At 70.0% G+C, this 19561-nt stretch carries 16 protein-coding genes; 12 read left to right on the top strand and 4 right to left on the bottom strand.

Features of this window, described 5'->3' with window-relative positions:
* The first annotated feature begins 14 nt into the window (after window positions 1-14).
* Genes QE377_RS02235 through QE377_RS02215 form a run of 5 tightly spaced genes read left to right on the top strand, consistent with a single transcriptional unit; the run spans window position 15 to window position 3400 of the window.
* Window positions 15-686 (top strand): uridine kinase, encoded by a 672-nt coding sequence (locus QE377_RS02235; protein ID WP_307319292.1) that lies wholly within the window; start codon window positions 15-17, stop codon window positions 684-686.
* Window positions 686-1591: a tRNA pseudouridine(55) synthase TruB gene (truB, locus tag QE377_RS02230; RefSeq protein WP_307319289.1), complete on the top strand. Its 906-nt coding sequence runs from the start codon at window positions 686-688 to the stop codon at window positions 1589-1591. The genes QE377_RS02235 and truB overlap by 1 nt, the downstream gene beginning before the upstream one ends.
* Complete coding sequence (locus tag QE377_RS02225) at window positions 1588-1956, top strand: hypothetical protein (protein ID WP_307319287.1); 369 nt, start codon at window positions 1588-1590, stop codon at window positions 1954-1956. Before truB ends, QE377_RS02225 begins: the two co-directional genes overlap by 4 nt.
* 38 nt (window positions 1957-1994) lie before the next feature.
* Window positions 1995-2447, top strand: coding sequence for a hypothetical protein (locus QE377_RS02220; protein WP_307319284.1), 453 nt, complete (start codon window positions 1995-1997; stop codon window positions 2445-2447).
* Window positions 2444-3400 (top strand): bifunctional riboflavin kinase/FAD synthetase, encoded by a 957-nt coding sequence (locus QE377_RS02215; RefSeq protein WP_307319282.1) that lies wholly within the window; start codon window positions 2444-2446, stop codon window positions 3398-3400. Before QE377_RS02220 ends, QE377_RS02215 begins: the two co-directional genes overlap by 4 nt.
* Here QE377_RS02215 and QE377_RS02210 read toward each other — a convergent pair.
* Window positions 3369-4760 carry an MFS transporter gene (locus QE377_RS02210; protein WP_307319279.1) on the bottom strand — a complete coding sequence of 464 codons (1392 nt, stop codon included), beginning with the start codon at window positions 4758-4760 and terminating at the stop codon, window positions 3369-3371. The two genes, QE377_RS02215 and QE377_RS02210, sit on opposite strands and share 32 nt — an antisense overlap.
* 94 nt (window positions 4761-4854) lie before the next feature.
* Here QE377_RS02210 and QE377_RS02205 point away from each other — a divergent pair, with 94 nt between their 5' ends.
* The 4 genes from QE377_RS02205 (at window position 4855) to QE377_RS02190 (ending at window position 11221) form a co-directional block, all read left to right on the top strand.
* Window positions 4855-7083 (top strand): cation-translocating P-type ATPase, encoded by a 2229-nt coding sequence (locus QE377_RS02205; protein ID WP_307319276.1) that lies wholly within the window; start codon window positions 4855-4857, stop codon window positions 7081-7083.
* A 309-nt stretch (window positions 7084-7392) separates the two neighbouring features.
* Complete coding sequence (locus QE377_RS02200) at window positions 7393-7761, top strand: hypothetical protein (RefSeq protein WP_307319275.1); 369 nt, start codon at window positions 7393-7395, stop codon at window positions 7759-7761.
* Between the two features lie 165 nt (window positions 7762-7926).
* Window positions 7927-10074 (top strand): DEAD/DEAH box helicase, encoded by a 2148-nt coding sequence (locus tag QE377_RS02195; RefSeq protein WP_307319273.1) that lies wholly within the window; start codon window positions 7927-7929, stop codon window positions 10072-10074.
* A gap of 118 nt (window positions 10075-10192) precedes the next feature.
* Window positions 10193-11221 (top strand): 6-phosphofructokinase, encoded by a 1029-nt coding sequence (locus QE377_RS02190; RefSeq protein WP_137416521.1) that lies wholly within the window; start codon window positions 10193-10195, stop codon window positions 11219-11221.
* 203 nt (window positions 11222-11424) lie between these two features.
* On the opposite strand, the gene QE377_RS02185 is transcribed toward QE377_RS02190, so the two are convergent.
* The 3 genes from QE377_RS02185 to QE377_RS02175 all read right to left on the bottom strand — a co-directional run bounded on the left by QE377_RS02185 (window position 11425) and on the right by QE377_RS02175 (window position 16195).
* The gene (locus QE377_RS02185; protein WP_307319272.1) at window positions 11425-12210 is read right to left on the bottom strand and encodes a DUF559 domain-containing protein; all 786 of its coding nucleotides are present in this window, start codon (window positions 12208-12210) and stop codon (window positions 11425-11427) included.
* Window positions 12211-12554: 344 nt separating this feature from the next.
* Window positions 12555-14657: a S9 family peptidase gene (locus QE377_RS02180; protein WP_307319269.1), complete on the bottom strand. Its 2103-nt coding sequence runs from the start codon at window positions 14655-14657 to the stop codon at window positions 12555-12557.
* 47 nt (window positions 14658-14704) lie between these two features.
* The gene (locus tag QE377_RS02175) at window positions 14705-16195 is read right to left on the bottom strand and encodes a GMC oxidoreductase (protein WP_307319268.1); all 1491 of its coding nucleotides are present in this window, start codon (window positions 16193-16195) and stop codon (window positions 14705-14707) included.
* Window positions 16196-16441: 246 nt separating this feature from the next.
* Here QE377_RS02175 and QE377_RS02170 point away from each other — a divergent pair, with 246 nt between their 5' ends.
* From QE377_RS02170 to QE377_RS02160, 3 genes are read left to right on the top strand one after another with little or no spacing between them, the layout of a single operon-like run.
* Window positions 16442-17746: an extracellular solute-binding protein gene (locus QE377_RS02170; protein WP_307319266.1), complete on the top strand. Its 1305-nt coding sequence runs from the start codon at window positions 16442-16444 to the stop codon at window positions 17744-17746.
* A gap of 13 nt (window positions 17747-17759) precedes the next feature.
* Window positions 17760-18716: a carbohydrate ABC transporter permease gene (locus QE377_RS02165; RefSeq protein WP_307319263.1), complete on the top strand. Its 957-nt coding sequence runs from the start codon at window positions 17760-17762 to the stop codon at window positions 18714-18716.
* Entirely contained in the window at window positions 18716-19540 is an 825-nt protein-coding gene (locus QE377_RS02160; RefSeq protein ID WP_307319260.1) for a carbohydrate ABC transporter permease, read from the top strand. Before QE377_RS02165 ends, QE377_RS02160 begins: the two co-directional genes overlap by 1 nt.
* The last annotated feature ends 21 nt before the right edge of the window (window positions 19541-19561 follow it).

Here is a 19561-nt window from a genome sequence, read left to right as displayed (position 1 = left end):
CCTAGGCTGGAGACATGCGCCCACCGATCTCGCAAGAACAGGAAGCGCTGCTCGGCGAGCTGCGTGCGGAGCTGCGCCAGCACCACCGTCGGGGTCGGCTGCTGGTCGCGGTGGACGGTCGGGACGGTGCGGGAAAGACCCTCTTCGCCGACGCGCTGGCGGATGTCCTGCGCGAAGACGGCTCGACGGTCTTCCGTGCATCCGCGGACGACTTCCACCGCCCGCGTGCCGAGCGCCACGCCCGGGGTCGGACGTCCGCGGAAGGCCACTACCGCGACTCCTACGACACCGACGCGCTGCTCGCGCGGCTCCTGCGGCCGTTTCGGGCGGGCGCACCCTTCGTGACGGCCACGCACGACCTCGATGAGGATCGTGCCGTCGATCTCGCGGCCGAGTCGGCACCCGCCGACGCGATCCTCGTGGTCGACGGCCTCTTCCTCCTGCGCCCGGAGCTGCGTGACGTCTGGAACTGGTCGGTATGGCTGGATGTGCCCCTCGACGTGGCGTTCCGGCGCATGGCGGAACGCGACGGCAGCGATCCCGACCCTCTCGGGGCCTCGAATGCGCGCTACCGCGAAGGCTTCGACCTGTACCTCCAGGACGGCGACCCGCGTGGTCGCGCGAGCGTGATCCTCGACAACACCGACCCGCGGCACCCGGTCCGCGTCTTCCGGGACTTCTGCTGATGGCCCGCGAGGAAGCGCCCACCGGCGTACTCCTGGTCGACAAGCCCGGTGGGCTGACGAGTCATGACGTGGTCTCGCGCACGCGTCGCGCGTTGAACACGCGCAAGGTGGGCCATGCGGGCACACTCGATCCGATGGCCACCGGACTCCTCGTCCTGGGTGTCGGTGCCGCGACGCGACTGCTCACCTACGTCGTCGGACTGGACAAGACGTACGAGACCACCATCCTGCTCGGAGCGAGCACGGACACCGACGACGCCGATGGCTCGGTCGTGAGTCGTGCGGACGCGACGACGCTCGCCGCCGTGACGGACGAGGAGATCCGTGCGGGCATCGCCGATCTGACGGGAGACATCGAGCAGGTTCCGAGCACGGTGTCGGCCATCAAGGTCGCGGGAAGGCGCGCCTACGACCTCGCGCGGGCGGGCGAGGAAGTCGTGCTGGCCTCGCGTGCCGTGACCGTCTCGCGTTTCGACGTGCTCGCGATCCGCCGCACCGAGGCGTCGATCGAGCTGGATGCGGTGGTCGACTGCTCCAGCGGCACCTACATCCGTGCGCTGGCGCGGGATCTGGGAACCGCGCTGACCGTCGGCGGGCACCTGACAGCACTGCGGCGAACCCGCATCGGCTCGTTCGATGTCGCAGCCGCCGTCGACCTCGAGCACATCGAGCCGACCGCGCTGCTGCAGCCCGCGGCCGCTGCGGCTCTCGCGCTGCCCACTCTCTCCGTCAGCGACGATGAGGCGCGCGATCTGCGCCACGGCAAGCGCCTCAGCGGAGCCGCTCCGCGAGTGGCGGCCACCCCGGCGGCGGCGATCGGTCCGGATGGCGCCCTGATCGGCGTGCTGGAGCGTCGGGGCGCGGATCTCAAGAGCGCCATGAACATGCCGGAGGACCACGGATGATCCTCTGGTTCGCGCTGGTGCAGGTCGCCGTCGCCGCCGTCGCCGCACTCGTGTGCGTAATCCTGGGACTGGCCGGTCGGCGACCGAGCGACGTCAGCGTCGGCGCGCTCGCGCTCGTGGAGCTCCTGCTGATCGCGCAGATCGTCGTGGCGATCGTGGCGCCGTTCGCGGGCAACCCCATTACCGGCAGCACGCTCGAGTTCTGGGTGTACCTCGTTTCGGCGGCGTTGCTTCCACCGGCGGGCGTCTTCTGGGCGCTTCTGGAGCGCAGCCGCTGGAGCACGGTCGTGATGGGCGTGGCCGCGGGGTCCGTGGCGGTCATGGTCTGGCGGATGCAGGTGATCTGGAGCGGGATCGGCGCCTGAGTCGGGCGCCCCGCGCCTCGATCTAGGATTGTGAGGTCATGGCACCCGCGAACCGCCCCCGCATCACCGGCCTCGGCCGCGTGCTGGTCGCGGTGTACGCGGTGCTCGCCCTCGCAGCCACGGGCCGATCGCTCGTGCAGATCGTGGAGCGCTTCGATGCGGCGCCGCTGGCGTTCACGCTGTCGGCGATCTCCGCGGGGGTCTACATCCTCGCGACCGCGGCGCTCGTCTTCTCGCACTCGCGCTTCTGGTACGCGGTCGCGTGGGTCGCGATCGTCTTCGAGATGATCGGGGTGCTGGTCGTCGGCTCCGTCAGCCTGTTCCGGCACGATCTGTTCCCGGAGGAGACGGTCTGGAGCTGGTTCGGCTCGGGCTACGTCTTCGTACCGCTGATCCTTCCCTTCGTCGGTGTCTGGTGGCTGTACACCCACCGGCCCGGTCACGAGGCGACCGCGCCCGCTCCCGCCCGCGTCGAGAGGTCCGTCTGGTGATCGTCTTCCACGGACCGCATGAGGTTCCTGCAGGCTTCGGCCCGTCCGTCGTCGCGATCGGCAAGTTCGACGGCGTGCACGCGGGGCACCGCGTGCTCCTCGAACGCGCGAAGGTGGAGGCGGCGGCGCGCGGCGCGAAGGTCGTCGCCGTCACCTTCGACCGCAATCCGCTCGCCCTGCTGCGCCCGGATCGCTGTCCGGAGAACCTGGTCGGCGTGACGCAGAAGCTCCGGCTGCTCGCCGAGACCGGTATCGACGCGGCGATGGTGCTCACCTTCGACGCTGCGCTGGCTGAGCTGGAGCCGCGAGAGTTCGTCCGGGGCATCCTCGTGGCGCCGCTCGACACGTGCGCCGTCCTCGTCGGCAACGACTTCCGGTTCGGCCGCGGGGGAGCAGGAGACCCCGCGATGCTCGAACGGCTCGGCGAGGAGTTCGGTTTCAGCGTGGGCGTCGTCGACGACGTCAGCGCGATCGACGGCGGTCGCCGGGTGTCGTCCACGTGGGTGCGGGAGCTGCTCGCCGTGGGTGATGTGGAGGGGGCCGCGAAGCTGCTTGGTCGTCCCGCATCCGTGCGCGGCGAGGTCGTTCACGGCCTGAAGAGGGGACGCGAGCTGGGTTTCCCGACCGCGAACCTGAGCCCGTCGTTGGAGGGATTCGTGCCCGCCGACGGCGTCTATGCCGGATGGCTCGTCGATGAGGCGACGGGGCTGCGTTCGGGGACGCGCTATCCCGCCGCGATCTCCGTGGGGACGAACCCGACTTTCGACGACGTGCCGACGCGCCAGGTGGAGGCGCACGTGCTCGACGAGCACGGGATCGACCTCTACGGCCACGAGGTCGACGTACAGTTCGTGCAGCGCGTGCGAGGGATGGTGGCGTTCGAGGGGATCGATGCGCTGATCGCCCAGATGAACGACGACGTCACGCAGGTGCGTCGGATGCTCGGCGCGTAGCCGAGTCCGTGCCGCCGCGGATCCCGAGCCCGGACGCGACGGCGCCCACGCCCATGAGCACGGCGACGAAGACCATCGCGGTGTGAAGACCCGCCAGATCCAGCGCGTCGCCGACCACCACTCCGATGGCCGCAACGGCGAGGAGGCCCGCCACGCGTGCGACGGCGTTGTTGACCGCGGAAGCGATGCCCGAGCGCTCGGAGGTGACGGAGCCCAGCACTGCGGCGGTGAGCGGCGCGACGGTCAGCGTCAGGCCGATCCCGAACAGCAGCATGCCCGGCAGCACCTGTGTCAGGTAGTCGAAAGGCTGACCGACGCTCAGCAGGAGGAGTGATCCCGCCGCCATGACGGCCGGCCCGACCGTCATGAACCACCGTGGCCCGAGCTTGCCCGTCCAGGCTCCTGCCCGTGAGCTGAACGCGATCATCAGGAGCGTCGGAGGCAGGGAGGCGAGTCCCGCGACGGTCGCCGAGAGGCCGGCCGTCTGCTGGAGGTAGATGGTGAGCACGAGCCCGTTGAGCGAGAGACCCGCGTAGACGAAGAACGTCGTGAGGTTGCCCGCCCAGAAGTTGCGCGCGCGGAACAACGACAGCGGCATGACAGGGGAGGGGGCGACGCGCTGTCGCCAGATGAATCCGGCCAGCAGGAGCAGTCCGCCGATGGCCCCCGCCCAGACCCATGGGGATTCTGCTCCCAGCCGCGGCTGCTCGATGAGCGCGAACACCAGGGCTCCCAGACCCGCCGTGCTGAGCGCGGCACCCAGCACGTCGATTCGCGCGCCGGGCGTGCGCAGCTCGGGGATGCGGGTGAGCAGCAGGAGGGTGGGCAGAACAGGCAGAACGGTCACCGCGAACACCCAGCGCCAGGTGAGGAGATCGACGAGGAGCCCGCCGGCGAGGGGGCCGATGAGGGTGGCGACCGTGGTCGCACCCGTCCAGATCCCGATCGCGCGAGAGCGCTCTGCGCCCTCGAAGCGCGCGGTCAGCAGCGCGAGCGAGCTGGGAACGAGGAGCGCACCGCCGACGCCCTGGACCGCTCTGAGCGCGATGAGCCAGCCCGCGCTGGGTACAAAGGCCAGAGCAAGCGACGATGCGCCGAAGATCAGCAGCCCGATGCGCAGGATCCGCACTCGACCGAAGGCGTCGCTCAGGGAGCCGGCAACGAGGATGAACGCCCCCAACGTCACCAGGTATGCATCCACCACCCACTGTTGCGTGGCCAGGCCGCCCCCGAGTTCGCGTGCGATGGCCGGCAGCGCGACGTTGACGATGGTGCCGTCGAGGAAGGACACGAACGAGGCGAGAACCGCCACGCCGATGACCACGGCGGCGCTCGCCGGGCTGTTCGGACGGGTCACCATACCGCACACGCTACGCCCTCCCGCAGACGCCGGGCCGATCTCGCGGAATACCCTAGGGGGGTATATCGTTGCGGAGGGCGAGGAGGATGGCATCATGCGCGACAACGACGGAACCACCCGGGAGGCGGTCCTGGATATCGACGGCATGACCTGCGCCAGCTGCGTCGCGCGGGTCGAGAAGCGGCTGGGGGCCGTTGCGGGCGTCGCCGCCTCGGTCAACCTCGCCACCGAGTCCGCTCGCGTCACCTACCCCGCCGATCTTCCGGAGGAGAGGCTGGTGCAGGCGGTCGCGCAGGCCGGTTACACCGCCCGCATCCGACCCCTGTACACGCACGGCGACCACGAAGCGGGCCACGTGCACGAGGTGGAGGACGCACCCGGTGCCACCCCGCTTCGCACGCGCCTGATCGTCGGCACCGTGCTCGCGATCCCGGTGGTCGCGCTCGGAATGGTGCCGGCGTGGCAGTTCCCGGGATGGCAGTGGCTGTCGCTCGTCCTGACGGCTCCCGTGGTTCTGTGGGGCGGATGGCCTTTCCACCGCGCGACGTTCGCGAACCTCCGCCACGGAGCCCTGACCATGGACACGCTCATCACGATGGGCACTTTTGCCGCTTTCGGATGGAGCCTGTGGGCCCTGCTGTTCGGATCCGCCGGACGGTGGGGCATCCGGCACGAGGTCGTCCTGATCGGTCCGGTGCACGACGCCACCTCGCTCGTGTACTTCGAAGTGGCCGCCGCCGTGACGGTCTTCCTGCTGCTCGGCCGCTACATCGAGCAGCGGTCGCGCCGCGCGGCCGGAGCGGCGCTGCGCGCGCTCGGCGAGCTGAGCGTTCCCGAGGTGGAACTCGCCGACGGGCGCACGGTGCCGCTCGAGGCGCTGCAGCCGGGGGATGTGTTCGTGACGCGTCCCGGCGCGACGCTGGCCACCGACGGCACGGTCGTCGACGGCCGCGCGGATGTGGACGAGAGCATGCTCACCGGCGAGGCGGTTCCGGTGCCGGTCGTGCCGGGCTCCGCCGTCACCGGAGGCACGATCGTGCACGGCGGTGCGCTGAGGGTGCGTGCGGATGCGGTCGGCGCAGACACGCGTCTGGCGCGCATCGCCCAGCTCGTCGAGAACGCGCAGATGGGCAAGAGTCGCGTCCAGCGGCTGGCGGACCGGATCTCCGCGGTGTTCGTGCCGATCGTCATCGGGCTCGCGGCGCTCACCCTCGTCGGATGGCTGCTTTCGGGCGGATCGGTCGCCGAGGGATTCGTCGCGGCGGTCGCCGTGCTGATCATCGCCTGCCCGTGCGCCCTCGGGCTCGCCACTCCCGTCGCGATCCTCGTCGGCACCGGTCGCGGTGCGCAGCTCGGCATCCTCGTGACCGGCCCCGACGCCCTCGAGAACGCGCAGCGCATCGACACCGTCGTGCTCGACAAGACCGGCACGGTCACCACGGGGCAGATGCGCGTGCGCCGACTGGTCGTCGCGGCCGGCATCGAGGAGGCGAGGGCGCGTCGCGTCGCGGGCGCCCTAGAGGCCGGCTCGGAACACCCTGTCGCCCGCGCGCTCGCGGTAGCCGACGCCCCCGCCGTCGCCGACTTCGCGGCCGTCCCGGGACGCGGCGTGGTCGGCGACGTGGAGGGAGTCCGTGCATTCGCCGGGAACGCCGCGCTCGCCGCGGATGTGGGAGTGCCTCTCCCGACCGAACTCGCCGCCGCGCTCGAGGACAGCATCGGAACCGCCGTCATCGTGGGCTGGGCCGACGGTGATGGACGCATGCACGCCGCTGCCGTGTTCGAGCTCGAAGACGCCGTGCGCGAGGATGCGGCCGAGGCCGTCGCCGAGCTGTTCGAGCGGGGAATGCGTGTCGTCCTGCTCACCGGCGACGCCGAGCCCGTGGCCCGTCGGGTCGCGGCGGAGGTGGGCATCCGCGAGGTGCGGGCGCACGTCAGCCCCGAGGGCAAGCTCGCCGCCGTCACGCAGCTGCGTGCGGAGGGGCGCCGGGTCGCCATGGTCGGTGACGGTGTGAACGACGCAGCGGCGCTCGCCGCATCCGATCTGGGGATCGCGATGGGCGCCGGAACGGATGCCGCCCGGCATGCCGGCGACATCACGCTGACAGGGTCCCGGCTCACCCAGGTCGGAACGGCTCTCGCGCTCAGTCGTCGAGTGATGTCGGTCATTCGCGGCAACCTGTTCTGGGCCTTCGCGTACAACGTCGCCGCCCTGCCGCTGGCGGCATCAGGGCTCCTGAATCCGATGATCGCCGGTGCCGCGATGGCCTTCTCCAGCCTGTTCGTCGTGCTCAACAGCCTTCGGCTGCGCCGGGCCGGCTGACGACGGCGCGGCTGCGGGGGAGGCCGCGACGCTGCGTCTAGGGTCGAAGCTGTCTCACTCCCGGAGGTTGTCGTGATCCGCACATCCCGTTCTCTCAGCGCCGCCCTCGGCTTGTGCGCCGTCGCCCTGGCATTGACTGCGTGTGTACCCGAGCCGGCGGCGATGACGTCGCCATCTGGCTCATCGGCGCCCTCCGAATCATCCACCCCCGGCTCACCATCGTCGTCGGCCTCGCCCTCCTCGTCGCCCCGCCCCCAGGCGCAGGAGATCGAGCTTCCGGCCTCGTGTGACGCGCTCTACTCCGCGTCGATGCGCAGCCGACTCGACGCGGAGCTGCCGCCTCTGAACGACGGCAGCGTCGATCTGGCCGCCACGCGGGTCGAGTCCCTGCGGGGCCTGATCGACTCGGGTGTGCCGACCTTGCGCTGCACGTGGGGTGCTGCTGCGGGCTCCTCCCTCGCGACGAGCGTGACGGTCGTAGATCCGGCCGATGCGCCGCGCATCCAGGACATGTTGGCCACGGCCGGCTTCGTCTGCGCCGACAGCTCCGGCGGTATCCTGTGCACGAGCGGCAACGAAACAGACTTCCTGCGCGGCAACGGTTGGGTTGCGACCTCATGGACTGCGAGCGCGCCGGAGGGGTACACGGAGGACGTCGCCGCCACACTCTGGGGCTGAGACTGCGCCGCACCCCGCGATGCTCTAAACTGTCACCGTCGGCCCGGATCCCTGCATCCACGTCAGGCCCGGTCGACTCTCTCGCGTACGAGCCGGCACCGAGCCGCCCGTGAGACTCGAAACACCGGTCGACGGTCCATTGCGGACCCGACGCTCAGGAGGAGCATGCCGACCACGGCACCGGCGGCGCAACGCCGTAGAAAGTCCTCGTCCGCCAAGCGCGACGACGAGGCCCCCGTCATCCCGATCCTCGCGCGCAAGGTGCGCGAGGTCGAGGCGAAGGCCCAGCGCGGCAAGCTGGGCCCCACCAACCGCGTCAAGTTCCAGGTCATCGCCTTCCTGGTGCGCGAGGAACGCGCCCGCGTGAAGTCCGACACGACGCTGAGCGACGCGTCGCGCGCCGAGCTGCTCAAGCGACTCGACGGCGTGGCGACGATCCTCGCCAAGACCGCCGCGCGAGACACCTCCCTCATCCAGTTGCTCGAAGTGGACCAAGCGACCTCGCCGGTCGCGAAGCGGATGCGGCGGGACTGGCTGCTGGAGTCCGGTGCCGAACTCGCCCCCGACGAGCTGATCATCACGGATGCCGCACCTGCCACGCCCGTCGCGGTGATCCCCGCGGCGGCCGCATCCCGGCAGGTCGTACCGCCGCAGGTCGAGGCGCGCCAGATGGCGAACCCGTTCCTGGCGCCCGATCTGACCCCGCGCTCCACCGGCAGCACGCCGCGTCGTCGTCTGGATGACTGGGAGCTCATGGGTCCGCTGTACAAGGCTTTCGAGACCGGAGCCGGCGGGGGAGCGGCATCCATGGACCTGCCGCCCGTCCCGGAGTTCGACCGCCTCTCGCCCAAGGGGCTCGAGGTCATGGCGCACCAGTCGCGCTTCCTCGAGGCGGTCCGCGAGGGGCACCGGAGCTTTCTGCTCGCCGACGAGCCCGGTCTCGGCAAGACGGCCCAGTCGGTGCTCGCCGCATCCGTCGCGAACGCCTATCCGCTGCTGGTCGTCGTGCCCAACGTCGTCAAGATGAACTGGGCGCGCGAGGTGCACCGGTGGACGCCGCAGCGGCGCGCCACCGTCATCCAGGGCGACGGCGAGAACATCGACGCGTTCGCCGACGTGTTCATCGTCAACTACGAGGTGCTCGACCGCCACCTGTCGTGGCTCAGCACCATCGGTCTCGGCGGCATGGTCGTCGACGAGGCGCACTTCATCAAGAACCTCACCTCGCAGCGCTCCCGCAACGTGCTGGCACTGGCCGGCCGCATCCGCGAGGCGCGACGGGACCCGCTCATGCTGGCGCTGACGGGCACGCCGCTGATCAACGACGTCGAGGACTTCGACGCGATCTGGCGCTTCCTGGGCTGGACGAACGGCGAGAAGCCCGGGCCCGAACTCATGGCGAAGCTCGATGAGACCGGACTGACCCCCGCCGACAAGGCCTTCTACCCGCAGGCGCGCAGCGCCGTCATCTCCATGGGCATCGTCCGTCGGCGCAAGACGGACGTCGCGGCGGATCTTCCGGACAAGCTCGTCGCGGATCTGCCTGTCGAGCTGGACGACGAGTACGGCCGCTCGATCCGCCACGCCGAGCGCGAGCTGGGCGAGCGTCTGGCGGCGCGGTATCGCCGCATCATCGAAGCCCGTGGCGAGCGCGCCCTGTCGGTCGGCGAGATCGACGAGGACATCGTCCGTCTGGTCGCGCAGCACGAGCTCGACGAGTCCAAGGCCGCTGCATCCGGCAGCGAGAACGTCTTCACGATGGTGCGCCGCATCGGCCAGGCCAAGGCCCTGCTCGCTGCCGATTACACCGTGCAGCTGCAGCGCTCCGTCGGCAAGGTGGTCTTCTTCGCGAAGCACATCGACGTCATGGATGCGGCCGAGGCGCACTTCGCCGCGGCCGGCCTCAAGACGGTCTCGCTGCGCGGCGACCAGACGGCCATCGCGCGCCAGGCCGCCATCGACGCGTTCAACTCCGACCCCGAAGTCGCCGTCGCGGTCTGCTCCCTGACCGCCGCGGGTGTCGGCGTGAACCTCCAGGCGGCCTCCAACGTCGTGCTGGCGGAGCTGAGTTGGACCGCGGCCGAGCAGACGCAGGCGATCGACCGCGTGCACCGCATCGGACAGGACGAGCCGGTCACGGCGTGGCGCATCATCGCCGCGCACACGATCGACACGAAGATCGCCGAGCTCATCGACGCCAAGCAGGGCCTGTCCCTCCGCGCGCTCGACGGCCACGCGGTCGAGCCCGGTTCGAGCGACTCGGTGCAGCTGTCCGCGCTCATGCATCTGACGCGGTCCGCGCTCGGCGGCTGACCCGCATCCATATGCACGGCCCCGGGTGTGCGCCCGGGGGCTCCGGGGCGATAGTGTCGGTGAGGCAGCGTCGCCCCATTCCCCGGAGCACCATCACCCGGAAAGCAGGGACTCCAGCATGAAGATCGGTATTCTCACCAGCGGCGGCGATTGCCCCGGACTGAACGCGGTCATCCGCGGCGTCGTGCTCAAGGGCACCACGACCTACGACCTCGAGTTCGTCGGCATCCGTGACGGATGGCGCGGTGTGGTCGACGGGGACTTCTTCCCGTTGACGCGGCACGAGGTCAAGGGTCTGTCGAAGGTGGGCGGCACGATCCTCGGCACCAGCCGTACGAACCCCTACGAGGGTCCTCGCGGCGGCGCCGAGAACATCGCGAAGACGCTGTACGGGCACCGCATCGACGGCATCATCGCGATCGGCGGTGAGGGCACGCTGGCGGCCGCCAACCGCCTCGCGAACGACGGCATCAACGTGCTCGGCGTCCCCAAGACGATCGACAACGACCTGCGGGCGACCGACTACTCGTTCGGCTTCGACACGGCCGTCAACATCGCCACCGACGCCATGGACCGGCTGCGCACCACCGGTGACTCGCACCAGCGCTGCATGGTCGCCGAGGTCATGGGCCGCCACGTGGGCTGGATCGCACTGCACGCGGGAATCGCCGCGGGCGCGCACGTGATCTGCATCCCCGAGGTCCCGATGTCGATCGACGAGATCGTCGACCAGGTCAGCCGCGCACACGACCGCGGCCGCGCGCCGCTCGTCGTCGTCTCGGAGGGCTTCAAGCTCACGGGCATGGACGAGGCCTTCAGCGACAAGGGCCTCGACGCCTTCAACCGACCGCGTCTCGGCGGCATCAGCGAGGTCCTCGCGCCGGAGATCGAGCGCATCACCGGCATCGAGACCCGCGCGACGGTGCTCGGCCACATCCAGCGCGGTGGCTCTCCCTCCGCCTTCGACCGCGTGCTCGCCACCCGCCTGGGCTTGCACGCCGCCGACGCGATCGTCGACGGCGCATGGGGTCAGATGGTCGCCATGCGGGGCACCGACATCGTGCGCGTGCCGTTCGCGGAAGCGCTCGGCGAGCTGAACACGGTTCCCCAGTACCGCTACGAAGAGGCCGCTGCGCTCTTCGGCTGAGCCGCCGCACACCCCTTCGCCAGGAGATCTCCGTCCCACAGGACGATCCGCGTCGGATCATCCTGACGGGCGGGGATCTCCTGCGTTACGGCGTCGTCTCCTCACGCCGGAGGTCCCGGCGTGTCCCACTTGCCGCAGATCATGTCCCACTTGCCGCAGTTTCGGCAGCCGAATCCTGCGGCAATTGGGACATGGATGGCGGGTCATTGCCGCCAGCCGGCGCGCGCGAGGGCCTGCCGGACCTTGTCGACCGCCACACGGCCGTCGCCACGCATGTGGTGATTCAGGATGCGGACGAGCTCCCAGCCCTCGGCGCGGATCGCGTCCCAGCGGTCCGCGTCCTTTGCGAACTGGCGCGCATCCTCCGCGTGCACACGCCCGTCGTACTCGACGCCGACACGCCAACGCCGGTATGCGAGGTCGAGTTCGGCGATATGCCGGCCGCGTGGGTCGTAGAGCGTCCAGTTGATGTCGGGCTCGGGGAGACCGCCTCGCTGGAGCAGCAGACGCAGCCGCGTCTCTCGGGGCGAGCGGGCGCCGGAGCGCACATCTCGTAGGGCGGCGGAGAGGCGGCCTCGCACGTCGCCCATCGCTTCGATCTCGTCCCTCAACTCAGCCGCGCTCGAGAGCGGCCGCGATCCCGATATGAGAAACTCCGCCGCGCAGATGAGGTCGTCGATCCGCCACGTGGTGGCGGCCTGGCGCCATGCACGTGCCGGGTGCTCGACCGGGAGTCCCGCGTGCTCGCGCGTCGCCGGTTCGCGGTGCTGAAGACGGTGACCGGTGACGCCGGCGATGCGCGGCTCTCTCGCAGGCCGGTGGGCGCAGACGTGTATGCCCGTGGCATGGGGCCATTCGGGGACAGGTGCCCCGTAGAGCGCGAGCGCCGTCTCTCCTCCGAAGAACTGCCACGGCCGCATCCGCGGCGCGTACTCCTCGCACCGCCCATGGATGTCGTCTCTCGCAGCCGCATCCGCAACAGAACGCACGCCGCGATAGGGGACGCGCAACGCTGACCGGCGAAGCCGGTGAGGCGAGTGCCCGAGCGCCACCGCGTCGGCGACGGCGAAGTGAGGCGGAAGGTCCGGGGGAAGGGGATCGGCCGGCGACATACTCCGAGCATCCGGCGCGCGGACCGTCGGGCAGGGGCTGCGCACAGCGTTCGCGGCTCTCACCCAGCCTGTGGAGGAGCCTTCCGGCAAGCATGTCCCACTTGCCGCAACTTTCGGTGCCGAGAGGTGCGGGAAGTGGGACATGCCCTGCGGGAAGGGGGACACGCTGGGGGCCAGGCCCCGGGACAGGGCAGGGCGTCGCCGGTCGGCGGCCGGACGGGTCAGGCGAGGCCGAGGACGTCCAGCATCCAGGCTTGTTCGTACGCGCGCTCGCGCCAGGCGTTGTACCGCCCGCTCACGCCGCCGTGCCCTGCGACCATCTCGCACTTGAGCAGCGCATCCGCGCCGACCTCCCGCAGCCGCGCCACCCACTTCGCGGGCTCCACGTACAGCACGCGGGTGTCGTTGAACGAGGTGACGGCCAGGATGCGGGGATACGCCACGCCCTCGCGCACGTTCTCGTACGGCGAGTAGGACTTCATGTAGGCGTAGACCTCGGGATCATGCAGGGGGTCGCCCCACTCGTCCCACTCGATGACCGTCAGCGGGAGCGAGGGGTCGAGGATCGTCGTCAGGGCGTCCACGAACGGCACGTCGGCGAGGATGCCGGCGAACAGCTCCGGCGCGAGGTTCGCGACGGCGCCCATCAGCAGTCCGCCGGCCGAACCGCCCTCCGCGACGAGGAGATCGGGCGACGTGTAGCCGTGACCGATCAGGTGCAGGGCGCAGTCGACGAAGTCGGTGAAGGTGTTGCGCTTGGCCAGCAGCTTCCCGTTCTCGTACCACTCCCGGCCCATCTCGCCGCCGCCGCGCACGTGGGCGACCGCGAAGATCACGCCGCGATCGAGCTCCGACAGGCGCGCCACCGAGAACGCGGGCTCTATGGAGTGCTCGTACGAGCCGTAACCGTACAGATGCACCGGACGAGGCGCAGCCCCCGCATCCCCGAACGACCTCTTCCACACCAGCGACACGGGGACCTCGGTGCCGTCCTGCGCGGTGGCCCAGACACGGGCCTGGGCGTAGTCGGCGCTGTCGTAGCCGCCCAGCACCGGCTGCTGCTTGCGCACGAGGCGCTCGCCGGTGGCAGGGTCGTAGTCGAAGACCGTCGACGGCGTCACGAACGAGCCGTAGCCCAGACGGATGAGGGGAGGCGCCCACTCGGGGTTTCCGGCCGTCCCGACGGAATAGAGCGGTTCGTCGAACTCGACCTCGGCCACTGTGCCGTCGGCGTAGTCCAGCATGCCGAGTCGGGCCAGTCCCTCGCGCCGGTACGCGAGCACGGCCCAGTCGCGGAAAGTCGACAGCCCCAGCAGGCGGCGGCCGCCCCGGTGCGGCACGACGACGTCGCGCGCACCCTGCGGATCGGATGCGGACACCCGAACGAGCTCGAAGTCCACCGCCTGGTCGTTGTGCAGGATGTAGAGCACATCCTCGCCGTCGACCACCGCGTGGTCGCTGTCGTACTCGACGCCCTCCCGGCGCGGCCAGATCACGCGCGGCTCGCCGCGCAGATCGTCGGCCGGAAGCAGCCACTCCTCGGAGGTGATGGAGGAGCCGACGCCGATCACGAGGAAGCGGTCGCTGCGGGTGAATCCGGCGCCGACCCAGAAGCGGTCGTCGCTCTCGTGGAACAGCAGGGCGTCGTCGGCGACCGGGGTGCCCAGTTCGTGAAGCCAGACCTTGTCGGGGCGCCACGCGTCGTCGACGGTCGAGTAGACGATGAAGCGCCCGTCGGGCGACAGCGAGGCGCCCGCGAATGTGCCCTCGATGACGTCCGGCAGCGTCGTGCTCGTCTCGAGGTCGCGCACGCGCAGCGTGTACCGCTCGTCTCCTGACGTGTCGACGCCGTACAGCAGCAGCCGACCGTCTGTGGAGACCTCGAAGGTGCCGAGGGAGAAGAACTCCTCCCCGTCGGCCTCCGCGTTGCCGTCGAGCAGCACCTCTTCGCCGTCGAGAGAGCCCTCGGGGACGGGGGGTGTCCAGTCGTCGGGCGAGGCGAGCGGTGCGCGACAGTGGATGCCGTACTGCTTGCCCTCCTCGGTGCGGGAGAAGTACCACCACTGGCCGCGGCGCGTCGGCACGGAGAGGTCCGTCTCGAGCGTGCGCCCCTTGATCTCCTGGAAGATCTGCTCGCGCAGGCCCGCGAGGTGCGCGGTGCGCGCATCGGTGTAGGCGTTCTCGGCCTCGATATGCGCCACGACGCTCGCATCGTCCTTGTCGCGAAGCCACTCGTACGGGTCGTCGAACACGTCGCCGTGGTGCGAGCGGGAGCGGACCTTTCGGGCGGCGTGCGGGGGTGCGGGGATGGCGGAGTCGGTCACCGTTCCACGCTAGTCGGATGCGGGCGGCTCGTGCCCCGACGAGCGGGTCAGCCCTCGAGCTTGCGTGCGATCGCGCGCGCCGCGCGCACCGCCGTGACGGTGCCGGCCGCCGTGATGTTGGCTGCGACCGCCCCCGGCAGGACTCCGTTGCCCGCGACGAAGAGACCCTCGGTGCCCCACACGGCACCGTCGCGGTCCACGACGCCGGTGCCGTCATCGGCCTCACTCATGCGCACCGTGCCCGAGTAGTGCAGCGATGAGCCGGGCGGCAGCAGGAGCGTGTTGCCGACGGCGTCCGGTCCCGCGACCGCCTCGAACGCCACCCGCTGCTCGCGGGTCGCGCGTTCGATGAGGGCCAGGTCGGTGTCGCTGTAGTCGTAGTGGATGCGGGCGCGCGGCATGCCGAGCGCGTCCGTCTCGGTGTCGGAGAACTCGATGCGCGATGTCTCCCTGACCTCGGTGGGGACGTAGACGCTGATGCCGACCGCCATCGCCACCGCCTCCTGGAGGTCTTCGGAGAAGAGCGGTCCGACGCTGATCTGCCAGTGGAAGGGCTGCGCGTCGTCGCTGTGCGGCAGCCAGAGCGAGTCCGTCATCCACTCGCCCTCGCCGAGCGGCGGCACCTCGTCGATGCCGAGGTGGTGCGGCTCTGCGAAGACCCTTCCGGTGATGAACGCGTGTTCATTGAGATAGCGACCGAGTGCGCGGGGTCGCACCCCGGAGGCGAACAGGAGCTGCGGGCTGCGCAGGGCGTCCGCGGCGACGACGACGTGGTCCGCGCGGAGTTCGCGGCGCTCGCCCGTGCGCAGATCTTCGGCCTCGACTCCCACGGTGCGCTGTCCGTCGAGAAGAACGCGCCGCACGAGCGTGCCGGAGAGCAGAGTGACGGTCTCCGACGATCCGTCGAGCTCCGGGAGGATCACCCCGGGGTCGGTGCGTCGACGTTCGACCCCGTCGGCGCGGAAGACGCCCATGGGCATGATCTGCGGCCCGCGTCCGGGGGCGCTGACGTCGCCGAACGCCCGCGCGAGTGCTTCGAGGACGGCGGTGCCGGCGGGCGTCGGGCCGAATCGGTCGGACCCGATCCGCAGGATGCTGCGCACGCGCGCGTAGTCGGCATCCCACTCGGATGCGAACGCCGCCGGGATCTCGCGACCCCACGGCGTGGGGCACGCGGCGGTCCAGTGGGAGCCCATCCCGCCGACGTTCCACGCGCTCGCGGCTGCGGGCATCTCGGTCGCGTCGTGTCCGAGTGCGGCGAAGTCATACAGCCCGAACGCCGATGCGCTGCGGGCATCGAAGGCACCCGCCGTCGCGGCGCCGACGTACATGGACTGCACGCCCGCCGCGACGTGGGCGTGATAGGCGTCTCGTGTTCCCGCATCCGCCGAGTCGTGGAGATGACGTGCGGGGGTGCCCTCTCCCGCCGGGCCGGCCTCGACGATCGTGATGCGCGTCCCGGGGCGCAGGCGGCCCACCTCGGCCGCCACGGCGGCACCCATGATGCCGCTGCCCACGATGAGTACGTCCGCGTCCACGGCTCCTCCAGATATGTCGATGATCGATATAAGATGACTATTGCGAAACAAAAGACGCCTGATGCGTGGGGAAAGTTTCGCGCTCGTAACGAATTCTTGTTCGTTGTGACGCCGATGTTAATTCTGTCAACATCGGCCGGAACGGCTTGCGACGTGCCCATAGCCTGGCCGCGGCTCGGCATCTGCCGCCGGCGCCCCACCCGCTCCACGGGCGCACCCACCCGCATCCCGAAAGGCCGTACCACCATGTCTGCACTGCCTTCACGTCCACTCCGGCGCACGCTCCTCGTCTCAGGAGTCGCCCTCACTGCTGCAATCGTCCTCGCCGGATGCGGTCGGGCGTCCGGCGATTCCGAGGCGGCGTCCGACACCGTCGTCGGCGACGACGCCGCGACCGGAACCATCGAGTTCTGGGCGGCCGGCGCGGAGGGGGAGGCGCTGCCGGCCTTCTTCGAGGAGTTCGAGAAGGAGAACCCCGATGTCACCGTCAACGTGACCTCGATCCCTGAGTCCGAGTTCGCCACGAAGGTCTCGGCGGCGGTCGCGGCGGGCAACGTCCCCGATGCGACGTTCCTGCTGTCACAGTCGCAGGCGAGCATGCTCGCCACCGACGCGTTCGCCACCGTTCCCGACGGTCTCGTCGACGGCGATGCCTTCTTCGACAACATGTGGGACGCCGCCCAGTACGACGGCGCCGCACACGCCGTGCCCTGGTACACCTACGCTCAGGCGTTCTACTACCGCAAGGACCTGGCGGATGCTGCCGGCGTCGAGCCGCCCGCGACGTGGGACGATTACGCGGCGTTCGCCAAGGCCATGCAGGCGCAGGGAGTGAAGTTCCCCATCGGCCTCTCGGTGGAGTGGAACGAGTACACCGCGCAGCAGTTCAACGACTTCAGCATCCAGGCCGGCGGTTCACTCATCTCCGATGACCACACCGAGTGGACGATCGACACCCCGGAGAACCTCGCGGCGCTGGAGACCTTCACGAACCTGATCCTCGACGGGTACGCATCGCCGGACGGCCCGACGTTCCTGGACACGGTGCCGTGGTTCACGTCGGGGCAGATCGGCGCCTACGTCAACGGGCCGTGGTTCCCGGCGTGGCTCGACGAGGCCAATGGCGAAGGCTGGTCGAGCGAGAACCTGGGTGTCGCGCTCAACGCCGCCGGTCCCGGCGGCAGCACCTCGGCGATCGGTGGCGGAAGCCTCGCCGTCTTCGAGGACGCCAAGAACGCGGATGCGGCGTGGAAGCTGGTGCGCTGGATGTCGCAGCCCGAGACCCAGGTCGCCTGGTACGAGCGCTTCGGCAACCTGCCCGCCGTCGAGGCGGCATGGGACGAGCCGGTCATCGCCGACGACCCGTTCCTGACCGTCATCAAGGAAGCCATCCCGATGGCGAGCGCGGTGCCCGCTGTCCCGGGCTGGCTCGAGGTCTCCGCAATGCTGGGTTCCGAGATGGAACGCGCCGCACGCGGCCAGGCCACGCCCGCCGAGGTGCTCGCCGCCGCACAGGCCAAGGCCGACGCGATCGGCACCGGCGTCGAGTGAGCGCCGGACGACGATGACGAGTTCCACACTCACCCGCGGGGAGACGCGCACGAGCCGTCTCCCCGCGGGGGGCGCCCGGTCGCACGGCCGTCGCGGCGCGCGGCCGCGTCAGAGCCTCGTCGCCTGGATCTTCCTGGTGCCGACGCTCATCGTCGTCGGCCTGTTCACGGTCGTTCCGGGGCTGTTCGCGCTGGCGTTCAGCTTCACCGACATCGGACTGCGCGACATCCGCGACCCCCTCCAGGTCGAGGTCGTGGGCACCGAGAACTTCACCGCGCTGCTGGCCAACCCGGACTTCCTGCGCTCGATCGGCAACACGGTCCTCTTCGTCGTGATCGGCGTCCCGCTCACGATCGGCATCGGGCTGGCCCTCGCGATCCTGCTGGGCAGCGGCATCCGGCGTCTGCGCCCGGTCTTCCGAGCGGCCATCTACCTCCCGGTCATCGCGAACATCGTCGCCGCATCCGTGATCTGGAAATACGCCCTCACCTACGAGGGGCCGGTCAACGAGGCGCTCGCCGCGATCGGCATCGCGGGACCCAACTGGCTCGGGGACCCGGCGTGGGGTGTCACCTCGGTGATCCTGCTCACCGTCTGGCGCAACGTCGGGACGGCGATGGTGCTGTTCCTCGCGGGACTCCAGGCAGTGCCGGAGGAGGTTTACGAGGCGGCTGCCATCGACGGCGCAGGACCCTGGCGGCGGATCGTGCACATGACCCTGCCGCTGCTGCGTCCGACGACGCTGCTGGTGACGGTGCTCATCACCGTCATGTACATGAACATCTTCGAGGAGCCCTACCTGCTCACCGGCGGCGGCCCCTTGGACTCGACGAGATCGATCTCCCTCTGGGTCTATCAGCAGTTCGGCTACGGGAACATCGCCGCCTCCATGGCGGGCTCCTTCGTGCTGATCCTGTTGGTGGCCGTGGTGAGTGTCGTGCAGTTCCGGATGCTGAGGCCCAAACACTGATGCGTACCTCCCGACTGGGCAGCGCGCTGCTCTACCTGCTGATCACCGTCGTGTGCGTCGCGATGCTGATCCCGTTCGTCCTGGTGTTCTTCGGCGCGTTCAAGACGCAGGGGGAGTTCACCGCCAACCCCGGCGCGTGGCTCCCGGAATCCTTCGGCAACCTCGCCAACTTCGCCACCCTCTTCGAGCGCGGCTTCGGCCAGTACTTCCTGAACGGTGTCATCGTGTCCGCGCTCGTCGTCGCAGGCAACCTCGTGTTCAGCTCGCTCGCCGGATACACGCTCACGAAGCTGCACTTCCGCGGTCGTGGGTTCGTCTTCGCGCTGGTGCTGGCCACCATGATGGTTCCGATCGTCGCGATCTTCGTGCCGCAGTTCATGGTCGCCGTCCAGCTCGGGCTCGTCGACACCCTGTTCGGAATCGCGCTTCCCATGCTCGTCCTGCCGATCGCCGTGTTCGTGGTCCGCCAGTTCGCCCACTCGATCCCGGAGGACCTCATGGAGGCGGCCCGGCTCGACGGGGCGGGTGAGCTGCGCATCTTCGGGCAGATCTTCCTCCCGCTGCTCGCACCGGCGCTCGCGACGGTGAGCGTGCTCACGTTCCTCGCCTCGTGGAACGCCTTCATCTGGCCCCTGGTCATGGCGCAGTCGCAGAGCGCCTACACCCTGCCCGTCGGGCTCGCCGTCGCCGCCCAGGCCAATCGGACGACCGAGTTCGGCGTGCTCCTGGCGGGTGCGGTCGTGGTGCTGCTTCCCGTCCTGATCCTGTTCCTGTTCCTGCAGAAGTACTTCGTGCAGGGCATCGCCGCCACCGGTCTCAAATGAGTCCGCGCTCCCCGCTTCGAA

Source organism: Microbacterium sp. SORGH_AS_0862 (assembly GCF_030818795.1).
In the GTDB taxonomy this organism is placed as follows: Bacteria; Actinomycetota; Actinomycetes; order Actinomycetales; family Microbacteriaceae; genus Microbacterium.
This window is presented reverse-complemented; position numbering and strand designations above follow the sequence as displayed.